Source organism: Peptoniphilus sp. KCTC 25270 (genome assembly GCF_021012875.1).
GTDB lineage: Bacteria > Bacillota > Clostridia > Tissierellales > Peptoniphilaceae > JAJMZJ01.
This window is the reverse complement of the sequence record NZ_JAJMZJ010000005.1, coordinates 61,768-82,577: the sequence shown is the minus strand read 5'-3', so window position 1 is coordinate 82,577 and position 20,810 is coordinate 61,768. Positions and strand designations below refer to the sequence as shown.

Annotated in this window: 22 protein-coding genes, 1 tRNA gene and 1 rRNA gene; 4 read left to right on the top strand and 20 right to left on the bottom strand. The window is 39.2% G+C overall.

Annotation, left to right across the window (positions count from 1 at the left end):
• The 17 genes from LQU94_RS07645 to LQU94_RS07565 all read right to left on the bottom strand — a co-directional run.
• Positions 1-273, bottom strand: a 16S ribosomal RNA gene (locus LQU94_RS07645); the annotation flags it as partial.
• A 350-nt stretch (positions 274-623) separates the two neighbouring features.
• Positions 624-2,213 carry an amidohydrolase gene (locus tag LQU94_RS07640; RefSeq protein ID WP_230697089.1) on the bottom strand — a complete coding sequence of 530 codons (1,590 nt, stop codon included), beginning with the start codon at positions 2,211-2,213 and terminating at the stop codon, positions 624-626.
• Between the two features lie 80 nt (positions 2,214-2,293).
• A tRNA-Arg gene (locus LQU94_RS07635) sits at positions 2,294-2,370 on the bottom strand.
• A gap of 56 nt (positions 2,371-2,426) precedes the next feature.
• Positions 2,427-3,803: a D-alanyl-D-alanine carboxypeptidase family protein gene (locus LQU94_RS07630; RefSeq protein WP_230697088.1), complete on the bottom strand. Its 1,377-nt coding sequence runs from the start codon at positions 3,801-3,803 to the stop codon at positions 2,427-2,429.
• Entirely contained in the window at positions 3,793-4,923 is a 1,131-nt protein-coding gene (wecB, locus tag LQU94_RS07625) for a non-hydrolyzing UDP-N-acetylglucosamine 2-epimerase (protein ID WP_304622585.1), read from the bottom strand. The genes LQU94_RS07630 and wecB overlap by 11 nt, the downstream gene beginning before the upstream one ends.
• Positions 4,923-5,954, bottom strand: coding sequence for a glycosyltransferase family 4 protein (locus LQU94_RS07620; RefSeq protein ID WP_230697086.1), 1,032 nt, complete (start codon positions 5,952-5,954; stop codon positions 4,923-4,925). Before LQU94_RS07620 ends, wecB begins: the two co-directional genes overlap by 1 nt.
• Before the next feature lie 20 nt (positions 5,955-5,974).
• Entirely contained in the window at positions 5,975-6,604 is a 630-nt protein-coding gene (gene upp / locus LQU94_RS07615) for a uracil phosphoribosyltransferase (protein ID WP_230697085.1), read from the bottom strand.
• A gap of 9 nt (positions 6,605-6,613) precedes the next feature.
• The gene (gene rpiB / locus LQU94_RS07610; RefSeq protein WP_230697084.1) at positions 6,614-7,042 is read right to left on the bottom strand and encodes a ribose 5-phosphate isomerase B; all 429 of its coding nucleotides are present in this window, start codon (positions 7,040-7,042) and stop codon (positions 6,614-6,616) included.
• Between the two features lies 1 nt (position 7,043).
• The gene (locus LQU94_RS07605) at positions 7,044-7,475 is read right to left on the bottom strand and encodes a low molecular weight protein arginine phosphatase (protein WP_370631510.1); all 432 of its coding nucleotides are present in this window, start codon (positions 7,473-7,475) and stop codon (positions 7,044-7,046) included.
• The gene (locus LQU94_RS07600) at positions 7,472-8,521 is read right to left on the bottom strand and encodes an L-threonylcarbamoyladenylate synthase (RefSeq protein WP_230697082.1); all 1,050 of its coding nucleotides are present in this window, start codon (positions 8,519-8,521) and stop codon (positions 7,472-7,474) included. Before LQU94_RS07600 ends, LQU94_RS07605 begins: the two co-directional genes overlap by 4 nt.
• Positions 8,522-8,613: 92 nt before the next feature.
• Positions 8,614-9,348 (bottom strand): S9 family peptidase, encoded by a 735-nt coding sequence (locus tag LQU94_RS07595; RefSeq protein ID WP_230697081.1) that lies wholly within the window; start codon positions 9,346-9,348, stop codon positions 8,614-8,616.
• Between the two features lie 3 nt (positions 9,349-9,351).
• Positions 9,352-10,020, bottom strand: a complete 669-nt coding sequence (locus LQU94_RS07590) for a uracil-DNA glycosylase (protein WP_230697080.1) — start codon at positions 10,018-10,020, stop codon at positions 9,352-9,354.
• A 9-nt stretch (positions 10,021-10,029) separates the two neighbouring features.
• Positions 10,030-11,418, bottom strand: coding sequence for a TrkA C-terminal domain-containing protein (locus tag LQU94_RS07585; protein WP_230697079.1), 1,389 nt, complete (start codon positions 11,416-11,418; stop codon positions 10,030-10,032).
• Between the two features lie 9 nt (positions 11,419-11,427).
• On the bottom strand, positions 11,428-12,885 hold the full coding sequence (locus tag LQU94_RS07580; protein WP_230697078.1) for a TrkH family potassium uptake protein: 1,458 nt from the start codon (positions 12,883-12,885) through the stop codon (positions 11,428-11,430).
• Between the two features lie 80 nt (positions 12,886-12,965).
• Positions 12,966-14,423, bottom strand: a complete 1,458-nt coding sequence (locus LQU94_RS07575; protein WP_230697077.1) for a TrkH family potassium uptake protein — start codon at positions 14,421-14,423, stop codon at positions 12,966-12,968.
• Entirely contained in the window at positions 14,401-15,780 is a 1,380-nt protein-coding gene (gene trkA, locus LQU94_RS07570; protein ID WP_230697076.1) for a Trk system potassium transporter TrkA, read from the bottom strand. Before trkA ends, LQU94_RS07575 begins: the two co-directional genes overlap by 23 nt.
• A 9-nt stretch (positions 15,781-15,789) precedes the next feature.
• Entirely contained in the window at positions 15,790-16,017 is a 228-nt protein-coding gene (locus tag LQU94_RS07565; RefSeq protein WP_230697075.1) for a DUF896 domain-containing protein, read from the bottom strand.
• 101 nt (positions 16,018-16,118) lie between these two features.
• On the opposite strand from LQU94_RS07565, the gene LQU94_RS07560 reads away from it, so the two are divergent.
• Positions 16,119-16,643, top strand: coding sequence for a hypothetical protein (locus LQU94_RS07560; RefSeq protein ID WP_230697074.1), 525 nt, complete (start codon positions 16,119-16,121; stop codon positions 16,641-16,643).
• On the opposite strand, the gene LQU94_RS07555 is transcribed toward LQU94_RS07560, so the two are convergent.
• The gene (locus LQU94_RS07555; RefSeq protein ID WP_230697073.1) at positions 16,612-17,094 is read right to left on the bottom strand and encodes an AI-2E family transporter; all 483 of its coding nucleotides are present in this window, start codon (positions 17,092-17,094) and stop codon (positions 16,612-16,614) included. The two genes, LQU94_RS07560 and LQU94_RS07555, sit on opposite strands and share 32 nt — an antisense overlap.
• 143 nt (positions 17,095-17,237) lie before the next feature.
• Between LQU94_RS07555 and LQU94_RS07550 the strand changes: the two genes are divergently transcribed.
• Positions 17,238-18,161, top strand: a complete 924-nt coding sequence (locus tag LQU94_RS07550; protein WP_230697072.1) for a DapH/DapD/GlmU-related protein — start codon at positions 17,238-17,240, stop codon at positions 18,159-18,161.
• A gap of 18 nt (positions 18,162-18,179) precedes the next feature.
• Here LQU94_RS07550 and tadA read toward each other — a convergent pair whose 3' ends face one another.
• Both tadA and LQU94_RS07540 read right to left on the bottom strand, forming a co-directional pair.
• A complete protein-coding gene (gene tadA / locus LQU94_RS07545; protein WP_255702436.1) occupies positions 18,180-18,656 on the bottom strand; it encodes a tRNA adenosine(34) deaminase TadA in 477 nt (158 codons plus the stop codon).
• A 1-nt stretch (position 18,657) separates the two neighbouring features.
• Positions 18,658-19,269 carry a 4Fe-4S binding protein gene (locus tag LQU94_RS07540; RefSeq protein ID WP_230697070.1) on the bottom strand — a complete coding sequence of 204 codons (612 nt, stop codon included), beginning with the start codon at positions 19,267-19,269 and terminating at the stop codon, positions 18,658-18,660.
• Positions 19,270-19,358: 89 nt separating this feature from the next.
• Between LQU94_RS07540 and LQU94_RS07535 the strand changes: the two genes are divergently transcribed.
• Positions 19,359-20,189, top strand: a complete 831-nt coding sequence (locus LQU94_RS07535; protein WP_230697069.1) for a M55 family metallopeptidase — start codon at positions 19,359-19,361, stop codon at positions 20,187-20,189.
• A 53-nt stretch (positions 20,190-20,242) separates the two neighbouring features.
• Positions 20,243-20,662, top strand: a complete 420-nt coding sequence (locus LQU94_RS07530) for a hypothetical protein (protein ID WP_230697068.1) — start codon at positions 20,243-20,245, stop codon at positions 20,660-20,662.
• Positions 20,663-20,810 lie beyond the last annotated feature (148 nt).

Here is a 20,810-nt window from a genome sequence, read left to right as displayed (position 1 = left end):
ACCAACTAACTAATCAGACGCGAGACCATCTATCACCGCTAAGTCACTTTAACCCAGATGACAGGAGTCATTAGGGTATCATACGGTATTAATCCCAGTTTCCCGAGGCTATCCCGTTGTGATAGGTAGGTTTCTCACGCGTTACTCACCCGTTCGCCGCTAATCCTTTTGCAAATCTTCCCGAAGGAATCATTGCAAATCTCATCGCTCGACTTGCATGTGTTAGGCGCGCCGCCAGCGTTCGTCCTGAGCCAGGATCAAACTCTCAATAAAAATTGTTTGTTTGCTTTGCTCAGAATTAAACTGACTGTTTATTTCCGCTAAAAGCTGTTTTGCTTTATGGTTTTTCTTTCATACTATTTAATTAACTTGGTTCATTTCGCTATCGAATAGACAGCTTTAATATTTTATCATCGCCAGCATTCATTGTCAAGAATTTTTTCTTTTTTTCTTAACTTTCTTTTTCGCTTAACGGCGACAACTTTTATAGTTTATCATCTCTTGATTCGTAAGTCAATAGTTTTTCTACATTCTTTTTTCAAATGTTTCTCAACTATTTTTTCTTCCTCAAGGGACAACTCATATATAATACCACGAACTTCATCTTTTGGAAACACTTTTTTTCATTTTCTTTCAAAAACTTTTTCTCCACCAATATAAACCGCCTCTGGACTCATTTCCAAGAGTTTTTTTGGTTCTAGGGAAAATAGATCTTCTTTTAATAGAAGGAAGTCTGCGTATTGTCCCATTTTAATTCGCCCTTTCTTCCCTTCCATTCCTTGGCTACAAGCACTTCCATAGGTATAGGCTTCTACCGCTTCTTCTAGGGTCATTTTTTCTTGAGGAACAAACCCTCCTTCTGGCGTTCCATCTTGGCGACTTCGGGTGATGCCGTGATACAGATTTACAAAAGGATTCAAATCTTCTACAGGGCTATCTGTTCCAAAGGAAGTTCGCTTTTTGTCCATGCGATACAAAGTTCCAAAAGCGTAGCTCGTCTTCGCCAATTCTTCCTCTACTCGATCCTCTAAAATCATCAAGTCATATTGTAAAAACACCGGCTGCATTAAGGTATAAAATCCCAATCTCTGAATTTCATCCAATTGGTTCTGATTGGTAATTTGACAGTGAACGATTCCATGGCGAAGAGAGTTTCCTTCTCGGTTGTATTTCCGTCCTGCTTCCAATACAGATTCTACCGCTCCATCCCCAATGGCATGGACGATTACCCGAATTCCTTTCTCTTCCCCAAAGGCAAAGGCCTCTTCTAATGTTTCTTTTCCTATGGCTTCTACCCCTTTGTTTTCCGAATCTCCTTTGTATCCATTTAACATCTCTGCGGTTTTCGCCCCTAAGGAACCATCCTTAAACAATTTCCAAGCCCCTTTGGTATACGTGTCGTTATAAAGGTCTTCTCGAAAATAGTATGTTTCCAAATAGGGGAGTACCGCCTCTTTATTTTGAAAATTAAACTGAGGTTCATAGCGTAATTTGGTCTTTTTCTTCCTATATATATTCAAAATGGCCTCAACGGTTTCCTCAAAGCTTCCTTCATAATAATCACAGGACTGAATGGAAGTTAAACCATTTTTAATGGCATAATTCATCCCTTCCAAGATTTTCTTTTCTAAAACCTCTTTGGAATCTTTAGGGATAATGGATTTACTAAAGGCAATGGCATTTTCCGTAAACACTCCCGTAGGGGTTCCGTCTTGATCACGGCGAATTTCTCCCCCGTCTATTTCTGTTTCCGCCGAAATCTCCAAAATTTCCAAAGCTTTGGAGTTGGCACTTAACAAATGGCCACAAACCCGTTCAAAAAGAATGGGAATCTCCGTGGAAATCCGATCCAAATCTTCTCGCCTTAGGATTCGCTTTTCTCCCATAGTAAAATAATCCTGATTCCAGCCACGACCATAGAGGACCTCCTCTTCAGGATGCTCCTCTAAAAATTTTCGCCCTCTTTCTATCACTTCATCAATGGAGGAGGAATAGTTTAAGTCTACACGAAACAAATTTTGTCCCGTTTGAACAATATGAAGATGGCTATCGTTGAATCCAGGAATTACGGTGCGTCCCTTCAAATCAATAATCTCATCTCCAAAAGCATCTTTATCTCCAACAGAAGAAAATATCTCCCCTTCTACAACAAAGGTATCGGTAAATTTTCCCGGTTCCAAAAATACCTTTCCGTTAATAAACTTTTGTTTCATAGCCATCCCCTTTCTCTTTGTTTTCTTCTATACCCCTTGCAAGAAATATTATACAAAAAAAGCACCCTATTAAGGTGCTTTGGCGGACCCGAGTGGGCTCGAACCACCGATCTACGCCTTCGGAGGGCGTCATTCTATCCAACTGAACTACGGGTCCATGTTCGCTCAGTTTACCATGGTGGATTTTCCCTGTCAATGGCAACTAAGCTACTTTTATTTTTCTACTATGGCTTCAATGTTTCGAAAGGCTCTTCCTACAACGTCGATAAATCGCAAAATAGGATTGGGCTCCCGAATGGTTTGATGGGCCACCAAATCCGTTTTATAAATTTCTTCTCCATCTATCAAATAACGTACCGTTCCTAGGGATTCTCCCGCTTCTTTTGGTAGCTGTATTTCTTTGTCTGGAATGGCTTCTACGGTAATTTCCTTGGTATTGTCTGCCAAATAGAGTTTGGATTCCTTTGGATATAGGGCGTTTTCTCTTGGAACCCCTTCTTCCAATTGGATCTCACTTACTGGTTTTTCTGGCAAGGCAATGCTTTCGTAACGAAATCTTCCGATGGCTTCTTCCATGATTCTGCGAGTCCCTACATATCTAGACATATTATCGGGAGAATTCATAAACACACCAATCAAACGAGTGTCTTGTTTGTTTTCAGAAGCTCCTTTGAAGGAGGTTGCGACCAAACAACGGCCGGCTGCGTTTGTATATCCTGTTTTTAACCCGTCCACTTCTGGCACAATGCCCAAAAGAGGATTTGTGTTATAGGAAATAAATTCCCTTCCTTCTTCTTGTATAGATCGTCGGCTGGCAATTTCCAACACAACAGGATGGTCTTGGATTAAATGTCTCGTTAATTGAAACAATTCCCTTGCGGTCATTTTGTTGTAGTCATTTTTCCCATAATTGGTCAGCCCATGGACATTGATAAAATGAGCGTGGGTCAATCCAAGATCTTGGGCTTTTTGATTCATCTTATCCACAAAGGCTCCCTCACTTCCTGAAATGTGTTCCGCCAAGGCAACCATGGCATCATTTCCGGAGATAATGAGTCCTGCATGAATCAATTCTTCTACGGTAAAAATATCCGTTTCTTTGGTTTCATAGGTAGATCCTGTTAATGATGCCGCTGTTTTTCCTATAACTACAGGATCTTTGAATCCTAGATTTCCCTTTTCAATTTCGTCCAAAACAACATAAATGGTCATAAGTTTGGTTGTGGAAGCTAGGCCGATTACATCGTCAGGACGATGAAACATAAGAATTTCCCCTGATGTATAATCTCCGACTACATAATGACCGATCAATTGATAATTGGTTTTTTCTTGTAGCTTATGGATTTGATCCATTTCTTTTCGAGTAGCTTGTTGCACTCCCTTGGCCGTAGGGACCAAATAATCCTGATCTCGCACCTCTTCGTAAATTCGTTTTTGTTCTTTGGCCGCTGCTTCTTCAGGGGTCAAAAGAGGATCTGGGGGAGGCGGGGAGATGACTGGATCTGTGCTTTGGGCGAAAGAAAATTGAGGAAATAGAAGGACTCCAAAAGCCAAAAGCAGACTGAGGCTTTTTTTGATTCTATTCTTCATTTTTCCCACTTTCTCTATGGTTTTCTACTACAATATCCACAATTCTTTGGGCAGATTTTCCGTCTCCGTAAGGATTGATGGCATGGGCCATTTCTTTATAGGCTTCTTCGTTGTGCAACAATTCATCCAAATCTTCTACTACTTTTTCATAGCTGGTTCCTAGCAATCGAGCGGTTCCTGCTTCGACTCCTTCCCAACGTTCGGTTTCTTCCCGAACCACAAGGACTGGTTTCCCAAAATATGGCGCTTCTTCTTGGATTCCCCCACTATCTGTTACGATAATATGAGAACGCATAATCAAGTTGGAAAATGGCAAATAATCCAACGGTTCAATACGATGAACGCGGTTGCAATCTCCAAAGATTTTTTCCGCAATTTCTCTTACTTTTGGGTTCAAATGAACAGGGAATACCACTTCCACATCTTCATTTTGTTCCACAATATCCCGCACCCCTTGGAAAATTCTTTCCATAGGCGCCCCTAAATTTTCTCGACGATGGCAAGTTAAGAGAATCACTTTTTTGTTTTCAAAATCCAACTGATTTAGGATTTCGTCTTCAAAAATGTATTCTTCTCGTTTTGTATAGGCCAAGGCATCGATTACGGTATTTCCTGTAATATAAATGTTTTCTTCTGGATAACCTTCTTTTAACAAATTGTCTTTATTGGATTGGGTAGGGGCAAAATGATAATTACTAAGTACTCCCGTTAATTTCCGGTTGGCTTCTTCCGGAAATGGGCTATATAAATTGTGGCTACGCAAACCGGCTTCTACGTGTCCAATTTTTACTCCGTGGTAAAAAGCGGATAAGGAACCGGCAAATACTGTGGTTGTATCCCCTTGTACAAGCAATACGTCTGGTTTTAGTTCGGATAAGATTTCTTCCAAACCCCTTAAACTTCTTACGGTAATATCGGTTAAAGATTGTCCAGGTTGAAAAATATTTAGATCATAATCTGGTTTGATCTTGAAAATTTCCAATACTTGATCCAACATTTGGCGGTGTTGCCCAGTTACGGCAACGTAGGATTCAACGCCTTCTCGGCGATTTAATTCCAATACAATCGGCGCCATTTTTATTGCTTCTGGTCGCGTCCCAAATACCGTTAATACTTTCATCAATCTTTTCCTCCCTCTTTTAACAGTCCAAATATCAAGGCCAAGAATCCAACAATGGCAATAAAAATAATGGACACTATCAATCCGTTTTGAGCGTGTAATGTACTGACTACGTTCCCTATGATTCCAAAGACGATACTAATGCAATACAAACTTAAAACGGTTTGTCTTTGGCTTAATCCACTATAGAGCAACCGATGATGCAAATGTCCTTTGTCTGCTTCGGTAATGCTTTTTCCGGATAATTTTCTGCGGATCATGGCAAAGGTCGTATCAAAAATGGGCACACCCAAAATCAAAACAGGGATAAATACAGCAATTAACGCTACCGATTTCATAGCTCCTTCAATGGTAAGGAAACTTAAAACAAATCCCAACAAAAGAGCTCCCGTATCTCCCATAAAAATACGAGCTGGATTGAAATTGTATGGCAAAAATCCCAAACAAGATCCCGCCAACAAAGCGGCTAAAATCGCCATTTGCATATTGTTATAACGATAGGCCACAAACATTAAACTAATGGAGGCAATGGCACTAATTCCACAGGCCAAACCGTCCAGTCCATCAATTAAATTAATGGTATTGGTAATCCCCACTACCCAAAAAATAGTAATGGGGATGGATAGTAGCTCCAAATAAATCAAAGGATTGGTCCCATAAAATGGATTGGTGAAAAAATCGATTTGTACGCCGCCCAATAGCAAAGCTATGGCTGCAACAATTTGCATCAAAAATTTCATTTTGGGGCTCATATTTTTTTTATCATCATACAAGCCCGTTCCTACGATAATCAAACATCCTACTATAAAGGCTATGTTTTCTTTCGTCATAGGCATAAATACAAAAAAACCTATAGCCAAAGCGATAAATATAGCCAATCCTCCCCCTAAGGGGATTGGTTTTTTATGCATTCTACGTTCGTCTTTGGGAATATCCACCAATCCATAGCGGATACTCCCTCTTCGAACGATTGGTGTTGCTATTAAAGAAATTACAATCGCCAAGGCAAAAGGCATTAGCAAAGTCTGCATAGTCGTTCCTCTTATTTCTATTATTTTGTTCCGAACAATCGATCTCCTGCGTCTCCTAATCCTGGTACGATATAGGCATGGTCATTTAATTTTTCGTCAATACAAGCCACGTATAAATCAATATCTGGATGTTCTTCTTGGAAGGCTTTGATTCCTTCTGGTGCGGCCAATAAACACAAGCAAGAGATGGTGTTGGCTCCTTTTTCTTTTACAAAATCCACAGCACTAATTAAAGAGCCTCCTGTGGCCAACATTGGATCGACAATAATAATTTGACGATCGGCGATATCCTTTGGCAATTTGCAATAATATTCTACTGGCTTTAATGTTTCTGGATCGCGATACAGACCAATATGTCCAACGCGAGCCCCTGGCATTAAGCTTAACAATCCGTCTACCATGCCCAAACCAGCGCGTAACAAAGGAACAATGGCTACTTTTTTTCCAGAAATGGCTTTTCCTATCATTGGCCCCATTGGCGTTTCAATTTCACGATCTACCAAAGGGAAATCTCTCGTAATTTCGTAACCCATTAACATGGTAATTTCTGTTAACAGTTGACGGAATTGCATACTGCTTGTTTCTACTTCACGTAAAATTGTCAATTTATGTTGAATTAACGGATGATCTGTTACAACTAATTTTCCCATAGTTCCCTCCTATTTTTCTATAGCTTGAATACGACGGTCATGACGACCTCCTTCGTATTCTCCTTCTAAAAATGCATCAACAACCGCTTTGGACATATCTTCTCCAATAATTCTCGCTCCAAAAGATACCATATTGGCATTGTTATGAAGGCGAGATAACATGGCAGAATAAGGTTCAGAAACCGTTGCACAACGAATTCCCTTTATTTTGTTAGCAGCGATTCCAATTCCAATTCCACTACCACAAATTAAAATTCCAAATTCACATTCTCCAGAAACCACCTTTTCCGCTGCCTTATGGCCAAATTCTGGATAATCTACTGAATCTTTAGAATGGGTTCCAACATCTACTACCTCATACTTTTTTTCCTTTAGATGCTGAATGATTGCCTCTTTTCTTTCAAAACCGCCGTGGTCCGATCCAATTGCAATTTTCATCTTATTCCCCCTTTATCTCCTCTAAAATATTTTCCAAATGTTCTTTTATCACATCATAAGTTGCTTCATAAATTTCCAAACGACCGCCAAAGGGATCGGGAACATCTGAAGTTCCTAAAGGCTGGATTTTTTCTTCTTGTTGAAAATATTTTGCTTTTAGGGTTACGCTTTGGGATTGGGTCATGGTATATACGCGATCGGCCCATTCCATATCTTCTTCTTCTAAAAGTTTTGCTTGATGAAAAGAAGAATCGATTCCCTCTTTTAATAAAACCGCATAGGTTCCGCGACTAATTCCGTCCATAGGGTTCGCAACGATTCCTCGGCTTCGTACATTGACATAAACCCCTTTTTCATCGGCCATTTTTTCCATAAGAATTTTTGCCATAGGGCTCCTACAAGTATTTCCTGTACAAACGAACAATAGATTCACAGTCCCAAAACCACCTTTCCACCACAAGCTTTCAATAATCGATTCATGATTCCTACGCCAAGGCCTTGGAATTCAAAGCCTTCTACATAAATCACTTCAATTCCCTCTTCGTCACATTTTCTTAGGCAATCGAATAAATTTTGCGCTACCTCTTCCAAATGTTCTCGGCTTCCCATGTTTATCAAAAGGTCCATGCCCTGATACATGTCCATGGTTTCTGTTGTGGCCAAAACCGCCGTTTTTTTCGAAGGATTTTTTGCAATGCGGTGATTTACCTCTTTGGCTACATTGGTTAAATTTCCCGCAAACAAAGTAGCCTCTGCTTTTGGAGCGTAGTGTTTGTATTTTTGTCCCGGACTTCTAGGAACCAAACCCTCTTCTGCTGCAATGGTGGCTTGGTCTGTGTCCACCTCTATTCCTAGTAGCTCTTCCAAATCTTCTTTGGTTATGCCACCAGGTCGTAAAATAACCGGTTTTTCCCCTGTAATATCCAAAACTGTAGATTCAATCCCTACATCGGTAATCCCACCGTCAACAATAATACTTACTTTCCCCATCATATCCTCTAGTACATGTTCCACTCTCGTTGGAGAGGGGCGACCAGATGTATTGGCAGATGGCGCCGCAACAGGAATATAGGCTTCCTTTAGAATGGCATGGGCAATGGAATGGGACGGCATCCGAATGGCCACCGTTTCCAATCCTCCCGTTATAGAATCTGGAACGATTTTTGAACGTTCCATAATTAAAGTTAAAGGTCCTGGCCAAAACATATCCATACAGTCTTGTCCAATAGGAGGGATGATTTTTACCAAATCCAAAACTTGCTCTTGGTCGGCAATATGTAAAATCAAAGGATTGTCTTTAGGACGTCCTTTTGCTTCAAAAATTCCGGCAATTGCGTCTTCATCCAATCCATTTGCCCCAAGACCATAGACCGTTTCTGTTGGAAATACTACCAATTCCCCTGCCTTTAATCCTTCAGCCGCTTCTTTAATTTTATCAATTTCCTCAATGGAATGAATTTCAATTACTTTCGTTTTCATGACATTCCTCCTCAACATATTATTATAACACAAAAACCCCCATAAAATAAGACTACCATCTCCCTAGAAGACGGTAGTCTTATTGTGGATTTTTACATCTTTTCCATAAAGTTTACGGCCACTTCCATCATATTGGTTGTCGTAACGTGGCCTGTTTGACCAAAGGCTTCAAAATAAATTTTCTCATCGTCTTTATAGAATTTCTTCGCCTCTTTATAGAAAGCTTCTTGCCCTTTGGCGGAAATATTTGTGTCATTCTCTCCATTTAACATACACAGAGGACGATCCGCTAATGTATCCAAATGGCCAATGGGGTTATAAGCTTCAAAAGCTTCTTTTACTTCCGCGTCCGTATCCCCTTCTTGGAATCCTTCTAAGAATCCATTCCAATCTAGGATGCCATTAAAAGGAATCGCACCTTTTGCTTGAGGATAATTGGCCACAATGGCTCCACTTACCATTCCGCCCATGGAATGACCCGATACAAAAATTTCCCCTTCTGGAATTTCAGCGTATTGGGAAAATTCCTTGATTAAAGTTGGAAATTCATCCATGGTTTCCACAATGGATTTTGGCATAAATTCTTTCATGGATTTTTCGTCATCATAATCCACGGTTCCTCGTTCCCCGTGATAAGGAGAATCTGGCATTAAAACCGTATAGCCAAAAGAGGCAAAGGTATTGCAGCGGAACTCTTGGCTTTTTCGCTCTGCGCCCCAACCGTGATACCAAATAAGCCCTTTTCCATTTTTTTCCTTTGGTTCAATAATGGTTACTGGAATCTTTGCCAATTCTATATGTTTTACTTCTACGCCGTTCATCTTCATAATTCACCTTCCCCAACGAATGGGCGCAAGCCCTTTTTCTTCTAGAAATTCGTTGCATTTTGAAAATGGTTTTGAGCCAAAAAAACCTCGGTAGGCAGATAGAGGACTTGGATGAGGGGATTCAATAATATAGTGATTTGGATTTTTGATCCATTTCTTTTTGCTCCGTGCATGAGCGCCCCAAAGAATAAACACAACCGGATCTTCTTTTTTATCCAAAAGAGAAAGGATACGATCGGTAAAAAATTCCCATCCAATTTTCCCATGGCTCATAGGTTGATGAGCTCGCACCGTTAGGGTTGTATTTAATAACAAAACACCTTGATCGGCCCAGTCCGTTAAATCTGCATCATCGTCTGTTCTCTCTATACCCAAATCTTCTTTCAATTCCTTAAAAATATTTTTCAAAGAGGGAGGCGCTTTGGTTGGAGCTGGAACAGAAAAGGACAGGCCATGGGCTTGGTGGTAGCCATGATAGGGATCTTGTCCTAAAATCACAACCTTTGTGTCCTTATAACTACAATGGTGAAGGGCATTGAAAATATCTTCTGCTTTTGGAAAAATTTCTGTATTCCGATATTCCTCAATCAATAATTTTCTCAAATCTTGATAATAAGGTTCCTTCATTTCCTCTGATAAAAGTTCTTTCCAATCGTTGTGAAAAATTTCCATAAAAACCTCCTAATAAAGGTTCAATAATTCTGTAATAAGATTTCCTTTGGGTTCAGTAACAAGGAATTTTCGAATATCGTAACTTACTTCTGGAATTAAGAAAATCAATAATCGGTCCCCCGCTTTTAGTCGTGTATTTCCTTTAGGAATAATATTGCTTTCTCCCGTACGAATGATTCCACCTACTAAGAAACCCTTTGGCAAATCCAATTGTTCTAGGGTTTTATTATTGGCAAAACTTGATTCTTTCAATAAGACTTCATAAACTTCCATACTTACTGGCAATAGGTGAAGAGATAAATCCTTAGGCCCCACAAGACTTCGTTTGATTTGATTGGAAAGGATAAAGCTACCCGTATAGGCCGTTTGAATGCATTCTGTGTCCAAGGCTGGAACCATGGATTCGTCCTCTACAAAAATGGTTGTATTTTTTATTCCTAAATCATAGGCTGCAATACAAGCCAAAGCATTATCTCCATCTGAATCGGAACAAGCTATAAATCCAGATACGTCTTTACTGCTTAAGGATTTTAATCCGTCACGCATTCCCTTCTTTCCGAAAGAAAAATAATTTCCATCTGGGAATTTTTCCGCCCAGTCCCTTCGGGGAATTTCTTCTTGTCCAATAAAAGTTAAATCGGCTCCTTTTTCTAACAATCCCTTTCCAACAGATAAGGCTACATCGTTGGTTCCGTAGATAAAAAATTTCTTCCGATCCATAGGGACATTTTCATAATAAATATGATGGCGTCTCTTAAAACGGCGGATGGCGTTGGGATTTGCCAAAAGATGAATCCGGTCGTTTCTTCTAAGAATGGTATTTCCGTTGGGAATAATTACTTCATTTCCCCGTCGAACTCCTACTACGACCAAATCTTCAAAAGCCCCTATATTCTTCACTCTTCGATCCACAAATTCTGCTTGATTTTCTACGGGGTAACGCAAAAGAGAAAGTTGAAATTCATTAAAAACCTCTGTGGTCATTCCTCTATCTTGATAAAAGTGTTTCTGCATTGCCTCGGCAATGGATAACCCGGGAGAATAGATGGAAGCATGTTGAAAAACCCATGGATTTTCCTGTAAGAAAGAAGCCGTATCGCTATCGTGTACCAACATATGAATGGGCTTTTCCAAACGGGAAAACAATCGGGCCAATAAAAAGTTTTCTTCATCCCTGGAACTAAGCAACAAAATCGCATCTTGGTCAATAAAATTCTCTAAAAATCCTTCCACTTCTTCATAATATTTGTAAGAAATGCGTTGGATGGGATCCACGTCAAAAACAGGAGTAAACCCATCTTGTTCCCTGTAATACAAATGGATTTCGTCTCTTTCCTTTATAAATTCTCGCACAAGGCGCTCTACCAATTGATTGGTTCCAAATATGGATATTTTCATAAAATCCTCCTAAATTTCTGAACGATGGGCCCAAGTCCTTGGAGTAATTAGAGCAATCATTGTGAAAAACTCTAAACGTCCCATTAGCATTAATATGGCAAACATGAATTTTAGGGATAGAGAAAACTCAGCAAAAGTTTGAGAAGGTCCTACTAAGTTAAATCCTGGCCCTACGTTGGACAAACAGGTAACCGTTGCAGATAAAGCCGTTACAAAATCAATATTATGCATTGTTATAATTCCAATGGATACCATTAAAATCAAAAAATACAAGGCCATATATCCTACAATCCCCATAATAATGGATTCGTCAATTCGCTTTCCATTCACTTTAATGGACATTACGGCGTTGGGATGGGTTACACGAAGAATTTCCCTACGAATGATTTTTCCCAATACAACGATTCGTATCACTTTCATTCCCCCTGCGGTAGATCCGGCACTGGATCCTACAAGCATAAGCAATAGGAGAATAAATTTTGAAAAACTAGGCCACAAATCATAGTCCACAGAGGCAAAACCTGCTGTAGATACAATGGATGTGGTTTGGAAAAAAGAATCCAGAAAAGACGTTCCCCAAGATTGTCCACTGAAAAAATGAAGATTTATCAAAATAAAAATCGTGGCCAAGGCTACCATCCCATAATACACACGCATTTCTTCATCTTGAATGGCTTCTTTGATTTTTCCTTGTTTCAAACTGTAATACAAAGAAAAATTGGTTCCGCAAATAACCATAAAAACAGACATAACGATAATAATATAGGGATCTGTGGCATATCTTGCAATGGAATCGGTATGAGAAGAAAATCCCCCAGTTCCTACTACCCCTAAGGTATGAACCAGTGCGTCAAAGGCATTCATTTCAGAAGCCCATAACAAAACAAACAAAACCACAGTAATAAAAAGGTAAATAATGTATAAGTTCTTCGCTGTGTCTCTTAATTTGGGCTCTACTTTTCCTGCTACAGGACCGGGCGTTTCGGCTTTGAAGATTTTCATTCCGTCGTTGCCTACTTTTGGCAAAATGGCCAAAGTAAACACCAAAATCCCCATTCCACCAATCCAATGGGTCATGGAACGCCATAGAACCAAAGATTTTTCTACGGAGTCAATATCGGGAATAATAGAGGATCCCGTTGTAGTAAATCCTGATACCGTTTCAAAAAATCCATCAATAAAAGTGGGAACCGCCCCAGAAAGAGAAAAAGGAAGAGCACCAATCCCTGAGGCTAAAATCCATCCCGCAACTACAATAAACAAACCATCTTTGGGGCGAATATGAACCGATTCTGTATGAATCCGTTTGATTATAAAATTAAAGAAAAAGCATATTAGAATGGCAAGCAAAAATCCTTGTATGCTTTTTTCTCCCCTCCATAAGGCAAGGAGAAAGGAAGGAATCATAAACATTCCCTCAATCATTAGAATCGATCCAATGACATTCAAAGCTGCAATATAATTCACGGAAAAAGCCTCCTAGTGAAAACAAATAACAAAAATTATTCTCTTTCTGCACTGGCTCCAAAAAATCTTCTCCTGCTGTTTTATATTTCTGAATGGTGTACCCAAGATTTTGGAGTAATTAATGCAATAATAGTGAAAAATTCCAAACGTCCCAATAACATAAGCCCCGTAAAAAGAAGTTTGATTGGCGTTGAAAAATCTGCAAAAGTTTGAGAAGGTCCTACTAAGTTAAACCCTGGGCCCACATTGGAAAGACAAGATATAGTCGCCGATAGGGAACTTACAAAGTCAATGTTGTTCAAAGTAACAATCCCTACGGATACAATTAACAAAAGAAAATACAAGGCCATGTAGCCAACAATCCCCATGATTATACTCTCATCCAAACGCTTCCCATTTAGAGTAATGGGCATAACGGCATTGGGATGAGTTACACGAAGGATTTCCCTACGAATAATTTTTCCTAAAATAAGAATTCGAATCACCTTCATTCCACCAGCCGTGGACCCTGCACAAGAGCCCACAAAGGTTAGAAGTAGGATGATAAATTTTGAAAAACTAGGCCATAGGTCATAGTCTGCCGTTGCAAATCCAGCCGTTGAAATAACCGAAGTTACATGGAAAAAAGAATCCACTAAGGAATTTTCCGCCGTTTGGCCATGAGACAATGACAAGTTCAAAGCAATTAAAATCGTTGCTATAATAATGATTCCATAATATACATGGAGTTCTTCGTCTTTTAATACGTCTCTTAGTTTTCCTTGATGCAAACTGTAATATAGGGCAAAATTGGTTCCGCATACAATCATAAAAATAGACATAATAAGAAGAATCATCGGTTGACTACCATAACGCGCCACAGAATCCGTATGGGAAGAAAATCCTCCAGTAGCTGTAACTCCTAGCGTATGAATAAGAGCATCAAAAACAGGCATCTTAGCCAATACCAGCAATACAAATACGGCGATGGTAAGCAAGATATAAACTTTGTATAGATATTTTGCCGTATCCTTTAACCTTGGCTCTACTTTCCCCGTTACCGGTCCTGGAATTTCTGCCTTGAAAATTTTCATTCCATCATTGCCTACTTTTGGTAAAATGGCCAAAGTAAACACCAAAATCCCCATACCACCAATCCAATGGGTCATGGAACGCCATAATATTAGAGATTTGTCTATTGCTTCTATATTTTTGATTACTGTCGATCCCGTTGTGGTAAATCCCGAGACCGTTTCAAATAAGGCATCCATAAAGGTAGGAACGGCTCCTGAAATCACATAGGGAATGGCTCCTAAAATCGATACAAAAATCCAGCCAATCACAACAATGAATAGTCCGTCTTTGGGTCGAATGTGAACGGATTCTTGGTGCATTCTTTTTATTACTAAATTAATAAAAAAACACAAGATTATGGCGATTAAAAATCCCGAAACCGTTGTTTCTTTATAAATCAAGGCATAGAGAAAGGGAGGAAGCATAAAAACTCCCTCAATCATTAATATCGATCCAATAACCTTAAAAGCGGCTACGTAGTTCATGGAAAAAACCTCCCGGTTTTTTGTAGAAATAAGATTTCATACTCTGAATGTTTTTATGATGACAAAATACGATGATGCGGTCGTTTGCTTTTAGCTCGGCGTTTCCATTGGGAATAATAACTTCCCCATCTCTAACAATGGCAGAAATTAGAATCCCCTTTGGCATGTGCAACTCTTTTAATGGCGTATCCAATATTGGCAATCCGTGACTTAATTTAATTTCTGTAATTTCTGCATCTCCATCAATCATTAAGTTTATGGATAAGGCGTCCTTTCCACGAACCAACTTCAAAATAACAGAAGCGGTAATAAAACTAGGATTAAAAGCAGCATCTAAATGCAAACGGTCCAAAATGCCGTTAAAGTTTGGGCGAGAAATTTTCGCTACGGATTTGCTAATCCCCTCTTGTTTCATAGAAAGAGCCATAAGAATATTGGTTTCATCAATTCCTGTTGCTGCCACAAAGGCATCGGTATTGTGAAGCGTTTCTTCTCTTATTGTATCAAAATTGGTACCATCTCCATGGATTACCATGGCCTTTGGTACTAAATCTTTCAAATCTTTTGCTCGTTCCAAATTGTTTTCAATAATGGTTACGTTAATATTATCCTCTGTCAACAGCTGTCCCAAATAATGGCCTAGCTTTCCTCCGCCAAGAATCAACACATTTTTTACTGGCTTTACTGCATTTACATTGGAGTGGGTTCGATCGAATTCATCTACATCTTTTCGAGCACCAATCACTAGAATTACGTCATTTTCCTCTAGTATGGTTCGTCCGTTTGGGATGATGGTCTCTCCTCTGCGAGAAACCGCACTGACCAATAGCGTGTCCAAGCCCTTTAGCTCCATTAAACTTTTCCCTACAAAATCGGATTCTTGGGAAACGTTAAATTCTACTAATTTTACTTTCCCCCCGGCAAACTCATCACTCATAAGAGAGTATCGCTTCAATAGGTATTTTTCAATAGCCATAGCGGTTGCATGGTCTGGATTGATTACATAGTCAATTTCCAACTCTTCCTTAATAAAGCGAATTTGTTTGTGGTATTGAGGATCTCGAACCCTAGCCACAGACATCTTACAGCCCATTCTCTTAGAAATACTTGCCAACAATACGTTGGATTCGTCGCTAGATACAGTGGCAATCATTAAGTCATAGGTTTCAATTTTCAGTTCCTTAAAAATGGAAAAATCCAATGCATTTCCCGTAACCGTTAAAACATCCAAACTATTATTTACTTGTTGAATAACATCTGGATTTTCATCAATTACCGTTACTTCTACTCCTTCTTCTACCAAAGAACGAGCCAAACGCAAACCCATTTTTCCTGCGCCTACTAAGATAACCTTCATAATTACTCCTTATTCTTGGCCTTCCTCTTCTTGAGCGTCTTTTAATTTTTCTGGGGTAACATCGTTGCCTTCTTCATCCACAACTTTGGTATGAAGCAATTGTTGACGGAATCCTTTTCGAAAGATTTCTAAATATTCTTTTCGAAGACGGGCTCTTTCTTCGGATTCTTCTGGGGTCAACTCCCTCTCTTTGGCTGTTTTTGCCAATTCGTTAATTCTTCTTATTAATTCTTCCATATTTCCTACCTTTCCGAATCCTCTTCTTCTCTTGTATTTTCTTGCAATTGTCGATACAATCAAAGTAGGATTATTTTATATAATGTAAAGGATGTGAGCCAATGACTTTTACTTGTCGCTTGGAATCAGAAATTCGACTCCCAAACTCCAAAGTATTTCGTTTTTTAGGGGAAGAAGAACAAACGCTTCTTTCTGCCCAACAAGATTTGATTACGGAAGAAATCGACTCTTTCCTATCTGATTTTACTTTTTTGCCTTTTACTCTTTCTGTAAAAGACGCACAAGACAATGAATTTTTTTCTCTCCATAAAAAACGTAGCAATTTTTTACGAAAACTTTCCTATGTTTTGATTTATTCTGGAGGGCGATTGGAATTCAAAGACGGCTTCCGTTTTGAAATGCCAAACCTTAGCCTGAAATGGAAAGGACGCACCCTCGACTTAATCGGCGAAGTTCGCAACTCTACTTTTTATTTAATGGATGGAGAAGAAAAGCTTGGCACATTCTCTGGAGAGCGGACAAAAAAGGGCAAAGCCTATTCCATTTCCATTTGTGATGAAGCCATTCCCTTAGAAATTTATTACGCCTGTGCTCTTATTCTAGATAATCTCTATCACGATTATTAATTTTTCTTACTTCAACAACGGCCGACAAAACTACCGTAGCCAAACTTCCTATAATGGCACCCCATGGTCCAAAAATAAGAAGAGCCCCTACCATAATTCCAAAGGAATACAGAGGATTTAACCCCACCGATTTTCCTATAATCAACGGCTCTACAATTTGATGGATCAAAAAGGACAAAATAAATAGCAAAATCAACCCACCGGCCAATTTCCCTTGCCCTTGAATCAAGGCAATAATGGACCAAGGCATTAAAATGACCCCGCCACCAACAAAGGGCAAGGCGTCTACTATGGTCGTTACAATCCCTAGAAGAATCCAGTGTTTTACTTTTAGGATAAAAAATCCAATTAAGAAAACAACCAAATTGATTCCCATAGCTACGAGTTTTGCTTGTATAAATTTTTTTAGGGAAATACCAATTTGTTCCCCTATTTTTTTCCATGTATCCAAGAGTTTCCCTCCTTGAATAAAAAAAGACAGGAAATCCTGCCTCCTATAGATTCTATTTGAATCGGATCCCAAAGGGCTTCCTATGCTCATTATAACAACAAGAAGGGAAATATTCAACGATTCCAAAAGAAAGGACTTTTTCTATGAAAACAAATAAAAATACTCGCTCTACCACTCGCGTTTTAGGAGAGGTAAAAGTAGCCGAAAATTCTCTATTATCCTATGGAGTAACATGTGATGGACGTAAAAATCCCATAACCATTGGAGATCATTCTATGATTTTAGAAAATTCCCTTGTGGAATCCACAGAAAATTCTCCCGTTAAAATTGGAGAAAAAACCGTTCTAGGCCATCGTTGCCATATTCGCGGCGCCAATATTGGGAGTTTTTGCGAAATTGGAAACGGCGTAAAAATTGGGGAAGATTGTTACGTGGGAGATTGGGTGATTTTAGGAGAAGGAACCGTTCTTCCTGACGGAGCAAAAGCCGCCTCCCACGCAGTCATTGTGGGAAATCCATTTTCTGTAATTCGTGGTTTAACCATAGAGGATAAGGAAATGATCAAAAAAATGCGTAGAGGAAATCTAGAACGCACTCAAGGAGAAACCTATCCTCTTCCCCAACAAGAACCGGCAGAAAATCCTGAAACCTTCCTTTCCTACAAAGAATTTACCCCGGAAGCGAAGGCTCCTACTTTAGGGGCAAGGGTCGAAATTATTGGAAAGGTAAAAATCGATGAGGGCGCTCATTTCCAAGACGATGTAAAAATCATCGGCGATTCCCACGGATCGGTTTCCATTGGAAAAAATGTTTCCATTGGAGAAGGCACAGTGGTTCATATGTTGCCAGATTTTGATGTCGTTATTGGAGACAATGTAAAAATCGGCCCTCGCTGTATTATTCATGGCACAAAAATCGGAAATGGCGCCGTAATAGAAGAAGATGTTATTTTATCAGACGGATCCATTATTGGAGAAAATACTATTGTAGAAAAAGGAAGCTTGGTTCCACAAAGAGTAGAAATCGAAGGAAATAAAAAAGTTTCCGGCTACCCAATTAAAGGATAAAAAAAGGACGAGTCGCCTCTATAGGCCCCTCGTCTTTTTCTTTTCTTTTTTTGTGCGAAGTTCACGAAAAAAACTCTGCATCATTTCGCTACATTCTTCTTCTAAAATCCCCGATTCCACTTCTACAGAATGATTAAAAGCTTTATAATCCGCTAAATTTACCACGCTTCCTGCTGCCCCAAACCTTGGGTTCATCGCTCCAATATACAAATGATTGATTCGACTGTTCAAAATCGCCCCCATACACATAGGGCAGGGTTCTATGGTTACATAGAGATCGCATTCTTCCAAACGCCACGAAATCATTTCCTTTGCCGCCATTTGAATGGCCAAAATTTCTCCGTGGGAAACAGGATCCCCGTCAATTTCCCGGCGATTGTATCCTCTACCAATGATTTTCTCCCCTTGAACGATTACAGCTCCAATGGGAACCTCTCCTAAATCTTTTGCTTTTTGGGCCTCTTTTAGGGCCTCTCTCATAAAAAATTCCTTCATGTTAACTACGATCAATGGCAGAAAAAGCACAGGTTTTGTAGCAAGCCGAACAATGAACGCAGAGATTTTGATTAATGGAAACCCGTGCACCTAGCGGTTTTATTGCATCTACGGGACAAACTTGAACGCAATCCATACAACGAACACAGCGATTGTTCACCTCATAAATATAGGATTCACCCTTTGGTTGGCCAAAAGCGAAGGCTTCGGCTCTTTCTTTTTTCTTTTTGATTGTCCCTTCCCCTTCATGAATAAAGAAAAGAAAGACCATTTTCTGATTCTGTTCATCCTTATAAGAATCCGACAATTCTGGATTGAGCTTTTTTACCAAGTCCCAGCTCTCATCGCTTCGTTTTACTACCCCTTTTATATTTATAAACTCTGTTCCCCTTAAAGAAAGTCCGTCCTTATACGTAACAAAAGAAATCTCTTTTCTGCGAATAATATCTCGAGCCATTTCATTGTCTCGATTCAAAATAAAATACAAACCACCTTCTCCAGCGGCTGCAATTTCTATTACTTCTGATTTTGGCAAATAATCTTCTCCTAAAAAAGACAAAACGCCAATGGGCAATTCTTCAAAAACATACGTAAAAATATCCAAAAGCTTCATAATTCCCCTCCTTCATTCATTGTAACAGTTTCTAAAATCTATGGAAAGACCCCCTTCTTTATGCTATTCTAAAGGTAGGAGGGTTTGTGATGAAAATTTATATTTCGTTTGATATGGAAGGAATTGCTGGAATCAATAATTGGACCGAAGAAACTGGCGAACGGACTATGTATCTAGAAGCCATTCATCGCCAAATGGAATACGTAATAAAAGGGATTCAAACATCCCCTAAAAACAAAGATATAACCGAAATTACCGTTTGTGACGCCCATAATATGGGAAGAAGTTTGGACTATTTCCGCTTAGGAAAAATGGATCCAAGAATCCAATTGATTGTGGGAAGTCCTCGCCGTGAATTTATGGTCCATGGAATGGAAGGACACGATGTGGCCTTTTTCGTTGGCTATCACGCAGGAAGCGGCCAACACAAAGCCAATATGGAACATAGTTTTTCCACCTCTGTTCACCGATTGAGCATCAATGGAATCAAATGTTCCGAAGCCATGGTCAATGCTCTTTATGCCAAAGAACTTCGCATCCCTGTTGCCCTTATTATTGGGGATAGCGGCTTGTACGACCAGCTCATTCGAGAAGGCTATATGAAGTATGTAGAATACGTAATTACGAAAAAAAGTTTGGGACGCTTTGCCTCTAAGTTGAAAAATCCTCAAATCGTAGAAAAGGAAACCATAGAGGCTGTTCATCGAGTATTGGAAAAAGATTTTTCTACTCTTCCTATGCCCGATTTAGAAGCTCCTTACAATATAACCATAGAATTTAACACCACAGACCAGGCAGACCGAGTGGAAAGAATGATTGGTGCTCAACGATTGGACGGCTATCGAGTTAGTTTGAATCTTGAAAATACCGCCGATATTATCAATTCCATTTCCGTTATGACAAGTCTTGCCGATAAATAAGAAGTTTTTGTTTTTTAGTTAAAATAACGAAAGGGATAAGAAAGGATATTTTAATGATGACAAAGACAAAAAGAGTTTTGCTTCTTTCTATTGTTGCCATAATTCAAATGGCTTTTCTGGTTTATTTTATAGATGCAGGGAAAAGAGAATTTACAAAAATTCCCACGGATCAAGTTCAATGGGTTCGTACGGCTTGTCTTTTGTATTTTCCCATACTTTATAATGGGGAGAAAAAATCGTTCAAAGAGAATTGGAAGGAAATTCTATTCCCTGTTCTTTTTATCCTTCTCTTTGGATTACTGATTAACTATTTTACCTCTTCTGTAGGAGATTTTATTTGGCCTATAGCAGAAAATGATCCTGCAACCCTTTCGGTTTACAATTATTACTCTAAAATCCTTAAGATAATATCTTCTATTTCTTATTTGTTTTTCCTTGCTTTGTTTGTTATCTTGTTCCAAAAAGAGAAATAAATTTTTCCAACCCCCATTCTGACAGAGTGGGGGTTTTTTCTACCATCCATTCCATTTGTTTATTTATTTTCCCCATGCTATAATAAACCCGTGAGTGACAAATAAGAGAAATCTGACTTGAAACTGCGCCTTTTCTTGCAATAAAGCA